16 protein-coding genes and 3 pseudogenes are annotated in these 18,225 nt (G+C 39.7%); 6 read left to right on the top strand and 13 right to left on the bottom strand.

What is annotated here, in order from left to right; all coding sequences use genetic code 11:
• Positions 1-211 precede the first annotated feature (211 nt).
• The gene (gene bdhA / locus M1D98_RS03340) at positions 212-1,252 is read left to right on the top strand and encodes a (R,R)-butanediol dehydrogenase (protein WP_010329049.1); all 1,041 of its coding nucleotides are present in this window, start codon (positions 212-214) and stop codon (positions 1,250-1,252) included.
• A gap of 46 nt (positions 1,253-1,298) precedes the next feature.
• Here the strand turns inward: bdhA and M1D98_RS03335 are convergent, their stop codons facing one another.
• The gene (locus M1D98_RS03335) at positions 1,299-2,720 is read right to left on the bottom strand and encodes a sugar porter family MFS transporter (RefSeq protein WP_121642027.1); all 1,422 of its coding nucleotides are present in this window, start codon (positions 2,718-2,720) and stop codon (positions 1,299-1,301) included.
• A gap of 604 nt (positions 2,721-3,324) precedes the next feature.
• Here M1D98_RS03335 and M1D98_RS03330 point away from each other — a divergent pair.
• Positions 3,325-4,338: a potassium channel family protein gene (locus M1D98_RS03330; protein ID WP_121642026.1), complete on the top strand. Its 1,014-nt coding sequence runs from the start codon at positions 3,325-3,327 to the stop codon at positions 4,336-4,338.
• Positions 4,339-4,375: 37 nt separating this feature from the next.
• Here M1D98_RS03330 and M1D98_RS03325 read toward each other — a convergent pair whose 3' ends face one another.
• The 6 genes and pseudogenes from M1D98_RS03325 to M1D98_RS03300 form a co-directional block, all read right to left on the bottom strand.
• Positions 4,376-5,332, bottom strand: coding sequence for an SPFH domain-containing protein (locus tag M1D98_RS03325; protein ID WP_121642025.1), 957 nt, complete (start codon positions 5,330-5,332; stop codon positions 4,376-4,378).
• Between the two features lie 31 nt (positions 5,333-5,363).
• Entirely contained in the window at positions 5,364-6,128 is a 765-nt protein-coding gene (locus tag M1D98_RS03320; protein ID WP_121642024.1) for a TPM domain-containing protein, read from the bottom strand.
• Positions 6,128-7,153, bottom strand: coding sequence for a TFIIB-type zinc ribbon-containing protein (locus M1D98_RS03315; RefSeq protein ID WP_435577087.1), 1,026 nt, complete (start codon positions 7,151-7,153; stop codon positions 6,128-6,130). Before M1D98_RS03315 ends, M1D98_RS03320 begins: the two co-directional genes overlap by 1 nt.
• A gap of 65 nt (positions 7,154-7,218) precedes the next feature.
• On the bottom strand, positions 7,219-7,902 hold the full coding sequence (locus M1D98_RS03310) for a PspA/IM30 family protein (protein ID WP_435577088.1): 684 nt from the start codon (positions 7,900-7,902) through the stop codon (positions 7,219-7,221).
• Between the two features lie 209 nt (positions 7,903-8,111).
• A complete protein-coding gene (locus tag M1D98_RS03305) occupies positions 8,112-9,074 on the bottom strand; it encodes a PfkB family carbohydrate kinase (RefSeq protein ID WP_435577089.1) in 963 nt (320 codons plus the stop codon).
• A 107-nt stretch (positions 9,075-9,181) separates the two neighbouring features.
• Positions 9,182-9,256, bottom strand: a pseudogene (locus tag M1D98_RS03300) (hypothetical protein); the annotation flags it as partial.
• A 2-nt stretch (positions 9,257-9,258) separates the two neighbouring features.
• On the opposite strand from M1D98_RS03300, the pseudogene M1D98_RS03295 reads away from it, so the two are divergent.
• Positions 9,259-9,597, top strand: a pseudogene (locus M1D98_RS03295) (transcriptional regulator); the annotation flags it as partial.
• Positions 9,598-9,888: 291 nt separating this feature from the next.
• Here the strand turns inward: M1D98_RS03295 and M1D98_RS03290 are convergent.
• From M1D98_RS03290 to M1D98_RS03275, 4 genes are all read right to left on the bottom strand, one after another.
• Positions 9,889-10,632, bottom strand: a complete 744-nt coding sequence (locus M1D98_RS03290) for an ATP-binding cassette domain-containing protein (RefSeq protein WP_456280001.1) — start codon at positions 10,630-10,632, stop codon at positions 9,889-9,891.
• Positions 10,633-11,374: 742 nt separating this feature from the next.
• Entirely contained in the window at positions 11,375-12,733 is a 1,359-nt protein-coding gene (locus tag M1D98_RS03285; protein WP_435577091.1) for a hypothetical protein, read from the bottom strand.
• Between the two features lie 54 nt (positions 12,734-12,787).
• Entirely contained in the window at positions 12,788-13,054 is a 267-nt protein-coding gene (locus M1D98_RS03280) for a hypothetical protein (RefSeq protein ID WP_187957383.1), read from the bottom strand.
• A 947-nt stretch (positions 13,055-14,001) separates the two neighbouring features.
• Complete coding sequence (locus M1D98_RS03275; protein WP_435577092.1) at positions 14,002-14,172, bottom strand: DUF4357 domain-containing protein; 171 nt, start codon at positions 14,170-14,172, stop codon at positions 14,002-14,004.
• A gap of 189 nt (positions 14,173-14,361) precedes the next feature.
• On the opposite strand from M1D98_RS03275, the pseudogene M1D98_RS03270 reads away from it, so the two are divergent.
• A pseudogene (locus tag M1D98_RS03270) lies at positions 14,362-14,625 on the top strand (transposase); the annotation flags it as partial.
• 272 nt (positions 14,626-14,897) lie between these two features.
• On the opposite strand, the gene groL reads toward M1D98_RS03270, so the two are convergent.
• Positions 14,898-16,535 carry a chaperonin GroEL gene (gene groL, locus M1D98_RS03265; RefSeq protein WP_435577093.1) on the bottom strand — a complete coding sequence of 546 codons (1,638 nt, stop codon included), beginning with the start codon at positions 16,533-16,535 and terminating at the stop codon, positions 14,898-14,900.
• Between the two features lie 46 nt (positions 16,536-16,581).
• Positions 16,582-16,866 carry a co-chaperone GroES gene (groES, locus tag M1D98_RS03260; RefSeq protein WP_003155970.1) on the bottom strand — a complete coding sequence of 95 codons (285 nt, stop codon included), beginning with the start codon at positions 16,864-16,866 and terminating at the stop codon, positions 16,582-16,584.
• 238 nt (positions 16,867-17,104) lie between these two features.
• On the opposite strand from groES, the gene M1D98_RS03255 reads away from it, so the two are divergent.
• Complete coding sequence (locus M1D98_RS03255; protein ID WP_456280000.1) at positions 17,105-17,839, top strand: CPBP family intramembrane glutamic endopeptidase; 735 nt, start codon at positions 17,105-17,107, stop codon at positions 17,837-17,839.
• Positions 17,836-18,027: a YdiK family protein gene (locus M1D98_RS03250; protein WP_003225680.1), complete on the top strand. Its 192-nt coding sequence runs from the start codon at positions 17,836-17,838 to the stop codon at positions 18,025-18,027. Before M1D98_RS03255 ends, M1D98_RS03250 begins: the two co-directional genes overlap by 4 nt.
• Positions 18,028-18,225 lie beyond the last annotated feature (198 nt).

Here is an 18,225-nt window from a genome sequence, read left to right as displayed (position 1 = left end):
TCATAGTTATGTAAACGATTTATACTCTCATATAAAGAAAAAAGAGTGTGCGAGACTCTTTTTTCTTCAAAGTTTCTTTTTTCAAAAAAACGTAGATTATATTATATAAAAATTTCATTTCGTTTTTGGTTTTAAAAATGGCGATTTTGTGAACAGTTCATATTGATCGGTGCGGAATTACTCATATCAAAAGATATAGGAGTGGTAATCCATGAAGGCAGCAAGATGGCATAACCAAAAGGATATCCGTATTGAACATATTGACGAGCCAAAAACAGAGCCCGGAAAAGTAAAGATCAAAGTCAAATGGTGCGGCATCTGCGGCAGTGATTTACACGAGTATCTGGGCGGCCCGATCTTTATTCCGGTTGACAAACCGCATCCATTAACGAATGAAACAGCACCTGTCACTATGGGCCATGAATTCTCCGGTGAGGTTGTTGAAGTTGGAGAAGGCGTTGAAAACTATAAAGCTGGAGACCGCGTCGTAGTCGAACCGATTTTTGCAACGCACGGCCACCAAGGCGCCTACAATCTTGATGAACAAATGGGATTCCTCGGCTTAGCAGGCGGAGGCGGCGGTTTCTCCGAGTATGTATCCGTCGATGAAGAACTTCTGTTCAAACTCCCTGAGGAATTATCATATGAACAAGGCGCTCTTGTTGAGCCTTCTGCGGTCGCTTTATATGCTGTCCGTTCAAGCAAAATCAAAGCCGGTGACAAAGCGGCTGTATTCGGCTGCGGCCCGATCGGACTTCTTGTGATTGAAGCGCTGAAGGCTGCCGGCGCGACTGACATTTACGCTGTCGAGCTTTCACCTGAACGCCAGCAAAAAGCTGAGGAGCTTGGAGCGATCATCGTTGATCCGTCCAAAACAGATGATGTAGTCGCTGAAATTGCAGAGCGTACTGGAGGCGGTGTTGACGTCGCCTTTGAAGTCACTGGCGTTCCAGTGGTGCTGCGTCAAGCGATCCAATCCACCACAATTGCCGGTGAAACAATCATCGTCAGCATTTGGGAAAAAGGCGCGGAAATCCATCCGAACGATATCGTCATCAAAGAACGCACAGTCAAAGGAATTATCGGATACCGCGACATCTTCCCGGCTGTATTGTCATTAATGAAAGAAGGCTATTTCTCCGCTGACAAACTCGTAACGAAAAAAATCGTATTAGACGATTTAATCGAGGAAGGCTTCGGCGCTCTTATTAAAGAGAAAAACCAAGTCAAAATTCTTGTCAGACCTAACTAATGGAACAAAAAAGAATCCGCGCCCGTATGCGGATTCTTTTTTTATTTCATCCAACCACTTCAGAGCTGGAATCATTCTTCGCCTCGCCGCGGTCATAAGCGCGGAAATGGCCCTCGAGCTGCTCAAGCGAAAGCCCTTTCGTTTCCGGTAAAAACGTCTTCACAAACAGGACAGAGCAAATCCCTAGTACAACGAAGATAAAGAACGTTGTGGACAGCCCGATGGCGGCCAGCAATATCGGGAAAGTGAAACTGACTGCAAAATTCACCATCCACAGACAGAACACCGTGACGCCCATTCCCAAACCGCGAAGGCGGAGCGGGAAAATCTCAGAAAGCATGAGCCACGTCACTGGGGAAATCGCTCCCTGCTGGAATGCAAGGAATGTCACTGTTAACGACAGAACCACATATGGAAGAGCCGGTGACCCTTCGAGCACAAGTGAGAATATCCCGATCAGCAATAACGCCGTTGTCGTACCGATCAAACCTGTCATCAGCATCGGCCGGCGGCCTACTTTACCAAGAAGCCAGATTCCAACGAACGTTGCCAATACCGAAATCACGCCATTTGCGATATTTCCGATTAATGCGGCTTCCGTTTGAAAACCGGAATCTCTTAAAATTTCAGTCCCATAATACATAATTGAGTTTACACCTGTAATTTGCTGCACAACAGCAATCCCGATGCCAATGAACACAATCCGGCGCACCCATGGGACTGCAAGGTCTTTAAACGTCGCTTTTTCAAGCTTATCTTCTTGTTTGAAAGCGGATTCAATTTCTTCCAGCTCAGACACGGCCTGCTTGTCATCCCTGATTTTTTTCAATACCCGCAAAGCATCTTCTTTTCTTCCTTTCGAAACGAGCCAACGGGGGCTCTCAGGCATTCTAAGCATTCCGAAAAACAAGAATACCGCTGGGAGCGACGCAATGACGAGCATAAATCTCCACACATTGGAGCTGTCTCCCATTGTTGTCCCGAGGATCGCATTAAAAACAAAAGCCAAAAGCTGTCCGGATACGATCATCAATTCATTCTGCGTCACCATCCGCCCCCTGCTTTCCATAGGAGACATCTCCGCTAAATAGGCAGGAACCGTAACTGATGCGCCCCCGACCGCAATACCAAGCACAAAACGGGAAATAATCATAATCGTTACATTTGGCGCAAACGTACACCCGAGCGTTGAAAAGAAAAATATAACAGCGAGGAACAAAATATTTTTGCGGCGCCCGTTAAAATCAGACATCCTGCCGCCAAACACAGCACCCAGTGCGGCTCCAAAAAGAAGTGAACTGGTGACGAGCCCCTCTGTGAAGGCATTGAGATTTAGCTGGTCCGGCTCTCCCATATAAGGCAAAGCTCCGTTAAGCACACCCGTATCATAACCGAAGAGGAGACCGCCGAAAGTCGAGACTATAATAACCGTACGTAAAAATGACATTTGATTGCCTTGTTTATTCATACTGTTTCCCCCAGTCTTTTTCAGAATCGATCAATGCGTATTTCAAAAACTCATTCTAGGGCTGCTGCTTTTCTTACATTTGGTGAGCAGGCTTCAGAAAAAATTCGTTATGTTTATCCAATGGCCCCATTACCTTCCCTCCTGCTTAGCCTTTCTGTTCCCTTGGAAGCGATTTCATTTTCCATTAAAGAAACAGTGAGCACTTCTTTGTACAAACACTTGACAACTTGTTACTTTATAGTCACTTTATAGTTCTATTGTAGTAATATCATAGTGACATTTTTGTTACATCTGATATTATCATAATTATAAAAACGCTTTCAGTCAATATAAATTTCTGAAAATTTTTAACCTATCCACTGAAAAATCATCAATTCAAGGGGAAAATGAACTTTTTTCTATGTGAAAATGAGGCAATCTCGTAATAGTTCCTGTGAGTTTCTGTTTATCCGCTCTCAACGACAGGATGAGTAACTGTTGGGTAACTTCTTCTGTTTTTCTATTCTTCAATGACTTTCTTATCAAACATGGGAACAATTGTTTCAGACTGAAGGTAAAAGGAAATAGAAAAGAAAAGATGGCTGGTTAAGAGGAGGCAACAAAATTGAATGAGGTTTATGTCATTGCAGGCCTTTTGTTGTTAACAGCGGGGATGATTGATTTTTTATGGACCACATTATGGTTAGAGAGCGGCGCAGGCCCGATCACCAGATGTTTGTCAGCATGGCTGTGGAAAGGCTTTCGCAAAATCAGCGGAGACAACGCAAAGGTTCTCAGCACGGCAGGCCCTCTGCTGTTATGCCTGACGTTAGTGATATGGATCATTTTATTTTGGGGCGGGTGGTTTTTGATTTTCTCAAGTGACCCCCACTCACTCATGGACACTCAATCGAAAGAACCGGCGTCCTGGTCAGACCGAATTTATTTTACCGGTTATGTCATGTTTACATTAGGGAATGGCGACCTCGCACCGAACGGAGACCTATGGAAGCTCATCACGGTCATAGAAACCGCTCATGGCCTGCTGACCATCACATTTTCTGTTACCTATTTGATTTCCGTATTAAGTGCCGTTAATCAGAAGCGCTCATTTGCCCAAAGTGTATTAAGCGTGGGGCGTGACGGAACTGAAATTGTCCAGAATGCATGGAACGGCAAAGATTTTCACGACATTGATTTTCTTCTTGTCACGATCTCATCAGATCTGGGAAAGCTGACCGCTCAGCATTACGCCTTCCCTATCCTTCATTTTTACCATAGCACGCAGCGCCAGGAATCATCCATTATAGCTGTCACTGTATTGGATGAAGCATTAACCATTTTGAAATACGGCATTCCTGAACAATATCAGCCAAACCAGCTTCACATCAAAGAAACCCGCTCAAGCATTAAAAACTACTTGGATACCGTTCATAACGCCTATATCCATTCAGCGGAACAAGCGCCGCCGGAACCAGACATCACAAAGCTTCAACAAAAAGGCATACCCACTTTATCAAAGCAAACATTCCAAACCGCTATCCAATCTTTACAGGAACGGCGTCAATTGCTGCTGGGCATTGTCCAAGCCGGTGCCCGAAAATGGCCTGTTCAGGGGCAGTCAATGGATCACACGTAAAAAAGTCCGGAGTGTTAGATCACTCCGGACTTGATTCTTATACAAGTTTCTGGCCGCAATTCGGGCAAAAATTGGCTTCTCCGGTTTTTGTTCCGCAGTTCGGACAGAAATTCGGTTTATTCCCGTTGCCTGATGGCTGTGCCTGCTGGTTCTGATTCATTTGATTCATCATTTGATTGGCCATATTCATTCCCATCATCATTCCAGCCATATCGGAAGCCGCTCCGCCTCCGCTCATTTTTCCGGATGCCATTCCATCCGTCATTGATAGTTGCTGATATTTGTTCACATCCCCAACCATACCGTAGGAAGCGTTCTTCGTAATCATATCCTGAACCTCTTGAGGATAATTAAAGCTCATGATCTGAAAACCGGTGATCGTCATTCCGTCGCCAATTAATTGCATATCTAAGTCTTTTTGAATTCCCTTCGCAATGTCAAAAGCGTTGGCTTGGAGATTAAACATATCCTTCCCTTCTCTAGTGATCCACTTCATGAGAAGTTGATCCAGAATAGAAGTGATCCGGATTTTAATATCCTCAACAAAATATTGATCCTTCACGCCAGCGATTTTATCAATCAGCCTGATATAGTCCTGTACCTTCACATGAAAAGTGCCGTTTGCGCGGATCGGCATCCCGCCAGGCATTCCCGCAGCCGGAATATGTATCGCCTGCTTTGTTCCCCATCTCACGGTAAATTCCTTCGTATTGACAAACAGCACCTCGGCGCGCATGCCGCTGTTAAACCCAAATGTAAAGCCCTTTAATGTTGAAAGGAATGGAATAATTTCTGATTCAATATCATAATCGCCATCATCTTGAAAAATCCCTTCAATCCTGCCATTGCTCAAAAAGACAGCATCCTGTCCAGGACGAATGATTAAACGGCTCCCTTTTTTGATTTCACGATTGTTCCATTTATAAAAAATCATATCATCTCTAAATTCTTCCCACTCTACTACATTCGCTAATTGATTTCTGAAAAACGACATTACGCCTCTCCCTTTCTCTAATTCTTACCTTTTAGAAACTGCCGCGGCTTCCGCTGTATGACGTGCCGCCTTTCGTAACACCGCCACCGCCACCGCTGTCTTTGTCTGATGGTTTTCTTTCTCTAGTTACAGTCGTTCTGATATAAGTGTCATATTGATCAATCACATCGGACGTACGATGATCCATATATGTATTCCCATTAACCGTTACTTTTCCACCCGCATGATAAAGCATGATGGAAACCGCGATGCCTCCGACTGCGATGGCAGCAATCAGCTGAAACCACCAAGCAAAGAACACGCTGTCGGGATTGATTCCCGGTTTTATGCCCATACCTTTATAGGAAAGCTGAATATATGTCTGAAAAGCGTTGAAATAATCTTCATTTGATAAATCAGATGAAATCGTATTTCTAATGCTGTTTAGCCTGCTGTTGTCCAGATACTTTTCAGCTTTTTGGTAGCCCGAGATGTATACTTCTCGATCCGCCATATCAATCGTTAAAATAGCTGTACTCCCTTTTCCGTAACGATCATAAAAATCGCCGGCATAATCGGCAATATCTTCACCGTTTGTGCTTTTTGTCGTAATAATGATGAAATCAGTTTCCCTCTTTGCACCCAGCTCCGCTGAGAGAGATTCAAGTTTTCCGATTTCTGCTTTTGTTAACAGATGGGCATGGTCATATACATGCTGCTGTGATTCAGAAGCTCTCACCGCTTCGAACCCGAGTAAAGGCATCACCACGAAGACAGCCAGCACAACAAAAATCGCTTTCCCTAAAAATCCCCGCATCAAAATCCGCCTCCCATCATCCATGAGACGAGCTTCAATGCAAAAAATGTCCCGCCTGCAATTCCGCTAAACCATGCCGCCACTTTTCCTGAACTGATCGGCGGCTTTCCGACAACCTTTCCCGTTTGCCCGTTCATCGCAAAGATGTGCTCTGCTCTTTCATAATCGTAGCTGACCATCCAAACGGGAAGCAAAACATAAAAGCTGTTCACATTCTTCGTTTGAATATGTTTGTCCCTTACATTAACTGACGTATATCCGGAAAAAGTAGAATGGATGTATGAATCAATAAAACTGCTGATTTTCTCTTTTGCCCTAGGAAAAAGCTCTTCATCGGTATAATTATATTTTTCAGCAATATAACCGGCCAAATATGCCGTTTGAAAGTCCTTCAGCTGATCGTATGAATAAGGCTCCAACTTGTCCATTAATTCATCATTCATTTTTTCAGAGGCATCGACAGGGATTTTCAAATAATCGAGATTAATATCACGAAACGCTTCAAAGTGCTCCGTTTCTGTGCGAATATAATCTCCTTCATCATACCGATGGACTCTGGTACAGTTCGCTTTCACCTGTACTTCACTATTTAAATCGAATATCCAAAACGGGATATACATGCCGGTGATGCTTTTAATGCGATCGGCTGACATGAAGCCTTTTGGTGTCAAAAGGCCTTTTTTGCACCACTTTCGAAAAGCCTGCTCGGCTTCTTGTTTGCTGATTGTAAATGGAATGACCTTCGCCGGCGCCAAATGTCCAGATAAACGATCGGCAAGTATAGCAGCACCTCCGCAGAAACTGCATGTCGTCGCTGTCGTTTCAGCTTCCGTGATCAAAACGGCGCCGCAGTTTTCACATTGATATTCTTTTGCTTCATCTTCGGAAAACCGCGCCGCAATGTTTTCTTTCGGAAGGCTTTCAATATTGTCCTGTCTTCCGCAGCTGCCGCAGGATAACGAGCCGGATTCACTGTCAAATGCCATATCACTGCCGCAGTTCGGACACTTATAAGATATTATCATACCTGTTCCCTCTCACATCTTATGTTGAAATGGTGCCGCAGCCGAAAGCTGCGGCCTCCTATGTATTATTTATCGAGCATCATTTTCGCTTTTAACGCGGCAAGTTCATCATCTACCTGACTTGAACCGGCAGTATCATATTTAGCAGTCAGATCGGCAATATCATCCTGCGGAGCGCTGTTCAATTCAGCCATCGCATTCGCCTGATCAAGCGCCTGATTTACTTTGTCCTCCATTCGGCCGAACGCAGACATTGATTGGCTTGTACTCGAAGCAGAAGCACCCAGCTTGTTCATTCTTTCTTGCGTTTTCGCTACTGCCCATTTCGCCTTGATCATCTTTTTGCGTGCTTCCAGCTCTCCAATGTCAGATACCAGTTTGTCATGCATCTTTCTCATCTGTGCGGCATTGGCTGCAGCCATTTGATTCGCCGTCTGCAGCTCAGAAAGCCTTGATTCCAAAGATGTTTTTCTTTCAAGGAATGTTCTCGCATCACCCTCATTCCCCGCTTGCAGGGCCTTCATCGCATAGCTTTCCATCTTTTCCATGTCTGCCTGGCACTCATGACATTCTCTTTTTGTCCTTTGCTCCTCAGCCATAACAGCCGCAGTTTCCGCTTTTACCTTAGATAAATCACTGTTCATGTTTCTTAAATATTGGTCTGCCATTTTCTCTGGATTTTCAGCCTTGTCCAACAAAGCATTGATATTCGCCGACATAATATCTTTGAATCTTCCAATGATACTCATAATGTCGTTTCCTCCTAAATCTATCTAATAAATGAAACCCTTATAAATATACTATTTATTACCGTTAAAAGTTTCATTTTTTTAATAAAAAATGACATTTCAAAAGAAAAATACATAACTTTTTACCTGAAATGTAATGTTTCGGTGCAACATATAAAAAAGGATGCCTCCCAAAAGTCCAAAGACTTTCAAGAAACATCCTCGATATTTTATAGAGAACCTTCAAGCTCTTTCATGCTGGGCAACGCATCAATCGCTCCAATTTTCGTGCACACAAGAGCGCCCACCTTATTGGCAAACGATACAATGTCCCGCAGCTTCGCAAAATCAGCATCTACAGATTGAATCTGATCCGTGTTGGCCAATTGATATAAGACCGCGCCGACAAAAGCATCTCCCGCTCCTGTTGAGTCAATTGATGTAACCGGAATACTCGGAATGATTTCTTTCTCCTTCCCATTCGATAGAAGAGTCCCGCTTTTCCCAAGTGTCACAGCAACCACTTTCGCTCCGAGCTCATGAAGAATCGCCACGCCCTCTTCATGATCCTTCGCACCGCTGATGATCTCCAGCTCCTCGTCACTGACTTTCACAACATCACTTACAGCAATCGCCCTTTTTGCGACACTGACAAACTCCGAAATCCTCCCCTTCCATAAATCCTCACGATAGTTAGGGTCAAATGAAATAAACTGTCCATTGTTTTTCGCAATCGACATCAGCTGCAAATAGGCTGAGCAAAACGGATCTGATAACAATGCCGTCGCTGAGCCGAAATGAAGGATTTTCGCTTCGTTTACTTTATCCTGGTCAATATCCTCCAGCGTAAACAAAGCGTCCGCGCCTCTATTAAAAACAAAATCGCGCTCCCCATTTTGCTTTAACGAAACAAACGCAAGCGTTGTAGGCGCTTTCTCATCCATGACCAGCATGGAAGTGTCCACCTGTGCGGCGTCTAATGTTTGCTTCAGAAAATACCCAAACGGATCCTTGCCTACTTTTCCGCTGAAAGCAGCGTCTCCGCCCAGCTTAGCAATGGCCGCCGACACATTCGCAGGTGCACCCCCGGCACTTTTCAAGAAATGGCGCCCTTCCATTAAATCAACATCCACATCGGTACAAAAGAAATCAATTAACAATTCTCCAATACAAACAACAGATTGACTACTCATATGATCACACTCATTTATATATGATAGATTACAGTCTCAGTATATTACTTTCTGCCATAAATACAAGCGTTTACATTGAATATTACAAATTTTATATATATGTAGCTTGCAGATCTTTGTTCAAGTTCAGAGATGATTTGCTTATATCTTTTTTCAGTTAAAGGATAGACGACGATGAGAATAAAAAGAATGGCCGAACATCCTAAAGGTCATCAAATGGTCGAGCGAAACCTTACAAAATGAAATCCTAATTGAACTCATTACTCATATTAGCCATTTTCTAAGCAGAATCAACCTGCCCCGGTGAATCGAATACGGATGCAAAGCCGATGACGACGCCCATCAATTAGGTAAACACACATGAGAAGCATTCTTCCAAATCGACACAGCAGGCTGGGTACTGATGGAAGACAATGATTTAGACGGTGCCTTACAGCAAATTCAAGCCGGCCGAAAGATTTTGGATCAATTAGCCGTTGAAAATCCAGATGCCCACGATTTAAAAATATGGGGACTCTCACTGTCTTAAAGGAGAAAATACGAAAGCTCTGGAATCAATCAGAAAGCGATTCGGTTGATTGATTCGTGGGAGCCTGCGATTGGGTTTCCGGAAGGGGGCATACTCCAATTTTGTATGATTGTTAAATAGAATTACCAAAACACTTATTGTTAGAGGTGTAAGATAAATATTTTGCAACTTGTATATATAATAATAAATAAAAAGCTATAGACCTTATCCCATAAACATAATACTACTTCTATGGGATAAGGCGCTCGAGATTAAAGTATTGAACAAGCCGCTGTTGAAAAATTTTCAGTATTGTTTATTGGAATAATAGTAAAGATAAGCATCTTCAATAGATTTGCTTTTTGTTTTGCAGAATAACTCATTTCTAGTACCTTTAAATACAAGGTCTCCTCTATTAAATAAAACAAGTTCTAATTTATCTTCACCTATGTCTAGGTTTTTAAGCAAATCTAATTGATGAGTACAGATAATAAAACTATTTTTATTTAGATTATTAATTAAATATTTTTTCAAATTAAATATTGAAACAGGATCTAGGGCAGAAAAAGGTTCATCTAGAAAAGTAAATTCTGTATTCAGTTGTAGTGCAGCAGTGTGAGCTACCTTTTTTTTCATGCCATTAGATAGTGTAAATATAAATTTATTCTTATAATCCCACAGATCAAATAATTTTAGTAGATTATGCATCTTTTGCTTTAATTCATTATTAAACTTATTGTACAGCTTAGATACAAAAGTGAGGTACTCTATAACAGTTAAATCTTCTAGTAAGATATATTTTTCAGGTGAAAAAGACATCATATATTTAGGAGAATGAATTATATTTCTTCCGCCATCATAGAAGTTAATCGATGAATTCACTTGATTGTTCAAACCCAAAATTTCTTTAATTAAAGTGGTCTTCCCTGCACCATTATGACCTAAAATTGCATATATTTTATTCTTTTTGAATTCTATACTAACTTCATTTAAAGCACTTACACTTCCAAATTGTTTTGATAAGGCAACTACTTTTATGGATTCTAGCATATTATATTTTCCCTTTTTTCAACAATACACTTGTAAATATTCGACTTATTAATTTCAAAATGAGAAAAATCGGTATTGCAAAGATAATAGAATAAATAATAATATTTATAATATTTAACGAGACTTCTCCATTTTTATATAATTCATATATAGGAAATTGTTTTATTGGCAGGTAAGTGTCAGAGTCCACCGGATTCTTCAAATTTCCCCCAAAGAAATAAAAGCTGCCAAAGAATAATATCAAAATATTAATCAAAATCGATATAAAAAACATCCTTATATTTTTCATATTTCTTCCTCCTTCTTAAAGATATTTATTAACATTCTGCCATCCTGTGCACAAAAGAGATTTAGAGTCTCACAAAATAGAAGTAAGATTACCATATTGAAGATATAATCAATAGAAGAAAACATAAATAGTATGACCATAAATAATAAATAACTAAGAAACGGTCCTCCCAAAACTATTGTTAACTTATTTATTTTATTTAATTTGCTGTAAGCTAACGAATCAAAAGAGACACTAATTAAATAGCTAGATATATAAACTTCATAATTTAAATTATTAGTTTTCAAAAAAATAATATGACCTATCTCATGAACACAAACATATAGTACTAATAACAATGTTAATTGCAAAGAAATCACAAAAGAACTAGTAATCAAGTACAAAGTAATTGAAATGAAAACAAGCAAATATTTTGCTTTAAACAAATAACCAAAGTACAAATAAAAAAAGATACTAACTAATTTCATTTATCTTATAATCCTTTACAGTTACCCATTTAATTACGAATAATACAAATATAAAGAATATAAAAACGACCATTTTAAGAAGTGGTATTTCTATCATTGATACTCGTGTAATAATTTCTGGAATTACTTTATAGCTAATAATCAAAATAATACCACTTGAAATTGATTGGGTTATTGCTCCTAAATATTCTCCAAACAGATAGCTAATAATAATTGAAATATAGATACTAAAATAAAGTACAAAACAAAAAATAAAAAAACTAGAATTCTCTATAATAGCTATAAACCCAGAGTTTCCAAGTATAGATATCACAAAGCAAAATATGACCATGAAAAATATCGATGTTATAAAATAAAAATGTAGTAGCCATATAGAGAACTTGAAATTTGACGCCCTCAACATAAATAATGGTTTTGCTGTTTTCATGACTTTATTGAATACAAATCCTATATTACCTATTATAGCTATTACTTGAAAAAGCTCTACCATAACATAAAATTGTTTTGTTATATAGGATAGTACTATCAAAAACATCATGGACATTATAAAAAAAATAATGTTCTTTCTTATATCATAAATCAGTAAAAAGAAGTAGACATTATAATTTTTACATCTAGATTTCTCATTTCCCTGCATAACCTCTCCATAATGTACCCTCATTGACATAGTGTATATATATATTATAACAATCGCAATATAAAACACATATAATAAAAAGGGATGTACAGTCATTCTCAACCAGTGAACACCAATAAACTTATGAATCGGAAGAGTTATCAATAACAAAAAAAACAATATAAATAGTGTTTTAAATAAAGTAAAGCTATTGCTTAATATATTCATTTTCACAATAATTTTATTTATTAACATCACAATCATGTAGCTTATTAAGAAAAGCAAAAGACTAACAATCTGCCAATAAATAACTGAGTACATGATCAATATATTACTATAAATTGATAAAACAATATAAAGAAACAAAAAAGAAAGTACAGCAGGAATAATATAGAAGGTAATTGATTTTAAATATTTTAGATATTCTTTATATATGTAATCGATTATTGAATAAGAGGTATTATTATCAGATTCATTTTTCTTTAAAAACCATATCAAAAATGGAAAAATTGAAGCAGTGATAAATATATAAGAGACACTTGGAAATAAACTTATATTTATCTCAACTTCGTATTCTAAAAGTGAAGGTAAAAATACAGCTGCCGAAATACTTGCTATTACAATTAATAATACTGAAAAAAAAACTTCGGTTCTTTGAGACGCAAATATAAATAGTCTATTTTTGATACGACAAAATAAAATTTGAATTAAAAGACTAACTCTTTTCATAATAATTCCTTTCGTTAGCTAGCTTGAATAGAAGGTTATGTAATAGTATTTATTCTAACGACAACCTAATTTAAAAACTCCCTCTTTGAGTTTAACAGACATTTCAAAAGACTTTCCTAGCTGTGCCCAGCAAATTGTTTGACCAATTGCCCAAGTTACAAAAATAACCGACAATACAACAATTATAAAAACAAGAGGACCAACACATAAATATGATTTTTTTGCACTTTTATTAATGTTCAAGCCTCTTTTAAGATCAGATGTAATTAATAAAAAACTATTATAAATAGATATCAGTAAAGAATTATAATAAGCTTGCATTAGTTTTCCCCCTTTTATTACATAACCTTCCATTCAAATAATATAATAACTTATATTCCTTATTTTTGTAAATGGAATTTTATAAATTTAATAGGATTTTTATTCTTTTACAACTTATTTTTTATAAAGTAATCTTTAGATGGTTTAATCTCTACCCTATTACTTATAAACTACTCGTACTTCTTTATTTAGTTGAATCTTCTTGATGACCTAAAATAAAAACTTCTCTATAAAACCGAAATAAAGTAGATAGCTAATCAAAAGAGCCTTCCCAAAAGTTCAAAGAACTATTCCAGCCCATTATGGACTTTGAATTTAACCTTCGGATAACTCAAGTCTAACATTTTCTGGATCAGTAGGGAGTCTGACAAAAAATAGTAATATTCTATTTACCCAAGTGCTAAATCAACAGTTGCGTCCCTATTACCTTCCCTCAGTTAATGGCACTCATCAAAGATACATAATGAACAAATTTTGAATATTCTAGGCGATATTCTAAGTGACATTGTACATTTTATTTCTATGTAAGCGACAATAATACCTTCGTTATATCTGCATTGCTCATAGAGGAAATATCTGTTCCGAAGTAGTTGTTCAAGTGCTTTTAAACATTAAATGTGCCTGCTAAGAAAATCGCATAATTTAACTCTCTTACCATTCATGTGAAGTTCTCTTTAAAAATTGGCCAATCCACACTGACACGAGACGCCCCTTGAGATCTTGGAAAACCTCCTCATTTTTAATAAATTTTAGAGAATCTATCAGCACCGAACGGGGAATGATTGACGCAACACTTAGAAGCACCTAACTCCCCAGAAATAAAATACCTTGTGGTTACGTGCAACTCCCAACAATTTATTAAAATTATATAAGCAAATAAAATCGTTTGTGAATTGTACTCAACATAGGGAATGAAATTACTTCTATATACTACCGAGAAGGTTGAATTACTCTTTCTCAATCTCCCCAAACCGAACCCCACTCTCATCCTTCCACTCCGTCAATCCATTAGCATGTCCACCTACAACCAACGCCGCTGCATAATATGGACTTTTAAAAAGAACATTCTCCTGCAGTATCCCGATCTGATTAATCTGAACCTGCTCTCTCTTCTGCATTACACCACTTGGAATGCTCTCTTAATCAATCGTTTCAATCATACTTCCTTTCAGAACAACAAACCCTTCAATTGTTTTTCCGTTTTTACGACTCTTTCTACTCAAATAAAAAATACTGTTTAGACTTTCTCCTGTATGAACTTGTTCTTCATCTGATGAGCTTGTTTGACTCAACTTCTCGAAAACTTTGAAGTCGATCATTTGCGGCATACAGACAAGAATAGGCAAATCTACGCCAAACGCAAAGAAACGATTGAACGGGTTTTTGCCGATTTAAAGCACAAGCATGGCCTGCGCTGGACAACCCTAAGAGGAAAGAAAAAGAAAAAATTGTCCATGCAGGCGATGCTTGTTTTCGCTGCCATGAATCTAAAAAAACTGGCGAATTGGACTTGGAAAGGACCAACTCGCCAGCCTATTCGACCGAAAAACAAAATAAATTGGACAAAATAGGTCGGATCATAAAGATCCGACCTATTTTGTCAACAGCCTGAGGCCCCTTTATTACTTCAATATCGCTTCAATTTTTGTTTTCGGTTCATAAATGCCATGTAAGCCCGTATATTACACAAGTTTATTTACACATCAAAAAAACAGAAAAAAGCCTCTCACAAGTTCAATGAACTCATGAGAAGCCTCGAAAATCTATAAATGGCACCAAATGGGCATCAAAAATGACGTCCGTTGCCGACAAACCCTTGTTTAACAAGAGTTTTTTGTCGGTTTTACATCATGCCGCCCATACCGCCCATGCCGCCCATATCAGGCATACCAGCACCGCCGCCGGCATTCTCTTCTGGCTTGTCAGCGACAACAGCTTCAGTTGTTAACAACATAGCTGCTACAGACGCAGCGTTTTGCAGTGCAGAACGTGTCACTTTTGTTGGGTCAACGATACCTTTTTCAATCATGTTTACCCATTCGCCAGTTGCAGCGTTGAAGCCTACGCCGATTTCTTCGTTTTTCAGGCGCTCAACGATGACAGATCCTTCAAGACCTGCATTGTGCGCGATTTGACGAATTGGCTCTTCAAGAGCGCGAAGCACGATGTTGATACCTGTTTGAGCATCGCCTTCAGCTTCAACTGTAGCGACTTTGTTATATACGTTGACAAGCGCTGTACCACCACCGGATACGATGCCTTCTTCAACAGCTGCGCGAGTGGAGTTCAGGGCGTCTTCGATGCGAAGTTTACGCTCTTTCAGCTCAGTTTCAGTCGCAGCGCCGACTTTGATGACAGCTACGCCGCCAGCAAGTTTCGCAAGACGCTCTTGTAATTTTTCTCTGTCGAATTCAGAAGTTGTTTCTTCCACTTGAGCGCGGATCTGCGTCACGCGGGCAGAAATTTTGTCTGATTCGCCAGAACCTTCAACGATTGTTGTGTTTTCTTTTGTAACCACAACTTTAGAAGCGCGTCCCAATTGTGTGATTTCAGTCGATTTCAGGTCAAGGCCAAGATCCTCTGTGATAACTTCTCCGCCAGTAAGGACAGCGATATCTTCAAGCATTGCTTTACGGCGGTCACCGAAGCCAGGGGCTTTAACAGCAACTGCGTTGAATGTGCCGCGAAGTTTGTTCACAACAAGTGTTGCAAGTGCTTCGCCTTCAACATCCTCAGCGATCAGAAGCAATGGTTTGCCTTGCTGAACAACCTGCTCAAGCACAGGAAGGATTTCTTGAATGTTTGTGATTTTTTTGTCTGTGATCAAGATGTAAGGATTGTCTAGAACCGCTTCCATCTTATCAGAGTCAGTTACCATGTAAGGTGACGCATACCCGCGGTCGAATTGCATACCTTCCACAACTTCAAGCTCAGTTGTGAAGCCTTTAGACTCTTCGATTGTGATCACGCCGTCGTTTCCTACGCGCTCCATTGCTTCAGCGATAAGGCTTCCGACTTCCTCATCAGCAGCAGAGATCGCAGCAACCTGAGCGATAGACTCTTTGCCTTCGATCGGTTTAGAGATTTCTTTCAGGTTTTCGATCGCAACGTTTACAGCTTGTTCCATACCTTTACGCACGCCTACAGGGTTAGCGCCCGCTGTTACGTTTTTAAGGCCTTCACGGATCATTGCTTGCGCAAGAACTGTCGCAGTTGTTGTACCGTCACCGGCAACATCGTTTGTTTTGCTGGCTACTTCAGCAACAAGCTTAGCACCCATGTTTTCAAACGCGTCTTCAAGCTCGATTTCTTTTGCGATTGTTACACCGTCATTTGTGATTAACGGAGAACCGAATTTTTTCTCTAGAACCACGTTGCGTCCTTTTGGTCCTAAAGTTACTTTTACAGCATCAGCAAGTGCATCGACACCACGAAGCATTGCGCGGCGAGCTTCTTCACTAAACTTAATATCTTTTGCCATGTTTACAAGACCTCCTCGAATTTTTAAGTATTTGTTTATTTAAGAATTAGCCGATAACAGCTAAAATGTCGCTTTCACGTAAGATTAAGTATTCAGTACCTTCGTATTTCACTTCAGTACCTGCGTATTTTGAGAAGATAATGCGGTCGCCCTCTTTTACTTCTAAAGCAACGCGCTCTCCGCTTTCTAACACGCGACCTGAACCAGCTGCCACGATTTTGCCTTCTTGCGGTTTTTCTTTTGCAGAATCCGGCAACACAATTCCGCTGGCAGTTTTTTCTTCAGATTCTACGAGTTCAATGACAACGCGATCACCTAATGGCTTTAACAATGTAATAACCTCCTCAATAGTATGAATATGTAATTTTAGCACTCAGCTCTAAAGAGTGCTAACACAGTTATTATAATAAAGAATCTCACTTCCAATTTCAAGTGATAAGATAAAAAATTTTCACGCTTTCATGATTCTTTTCGAGCCCCTCATCCCTTAGCTTTTTCACCCTCCGTTCCGATTATGTTACAATAGCTGTAGATGAATGAAACCCATTTAACAAAGGAGTACATACCATTTGAGAAAACAGTATTGGTTTATTATTTTGACATACATCGTCATGCAGTTTTCCTTCCTAATCGGGATTCCATTGTTATTTAAATTAGGTTATGCCGGAGGACAGCCTACCAACGAGAATATGGTGCACGCACAAGGATTATGGTCCGTCATCAGCTTTATCGCCTGTCTTGTTGTCGTTCTGCTCATTCTTAGAACGGCTCCGAAAACAACACTGCGAAACGGCCGGAAAGACTCTGTCGGGCTTTCTATCCTGTGGGCGATAGCCGGTTTTTTCATTGCCCTTTTCTCTCAAGGAATAGCAGGCTCTATAGAATATTATGTATTCGGCATTGGAAGAGAATCAGAAAATACTCAAGCCATTCTGAAAGTCATTCAGGCAGTTCCGCTCATGATGATCGTTTCTTCTATCGTCGGGCCAATATTAGAAGAAATTATCTTCAGAAAAATCATTTTCGGCGCGCTTTATGAAAAAACGAATTTCTTTTTTGCAGGACTGCTCAGCTCGATTATTTTCGGTATTGTTCACGCTGATTTGAAACACCTTCTTCTTTATACAGCAATGGGCTTTACCTTTGCCTTCCTGTATGCCAGAACAAAACGGATATGGGTGCCGATTTTCGCCCATGTCATGATGAATACGTTTGTCGTTATCATGCAGCTTGAGCCTGTTCAGAAGTATCTTGAGCAGCAGAGCACACAAATGCAATTGATTATTGGAGGATTATTTTTATGAGAAACCCGGTCGTTTGGGGAATGATCTATTTTGCCGTAGGGTGCATCTTTACTTATCTTGCCGCAAGCTCGCCAGGCAGCATGTGGTCATTCTACTCCATCCTGCTGATGGTGTTCGCCGCTTACAACATCAGCATTTCATTTAAGATGTTCGCCTTTTCATTTAAAATCAAAAAGAATCAGAAATAAAGAAAATCCATTTCTCGGAGAGAAATGGATTCGAAATTAAATCCTAAAACGGTTTTCGTTTTAGGATTTTGTCATTTTTCAGCGTGATTGAGAACCCTTGAAGCCTAGGAAAGGCGAGCATTGGAGCGGAGCGAATGTTTTAATTCGTGAGCACCAACGCACAGGCTTGACAACGAATGCGAGGGTTTGTCAACACGC

The sequence above is a fragment of the Bacillus sp. K7 genome (genome assembly GCF_053903245.1).
Note: the sequence above shows the minus strand (reverse complement) of the source record. Positions and strands in the feature narration are given on the sequence as shown.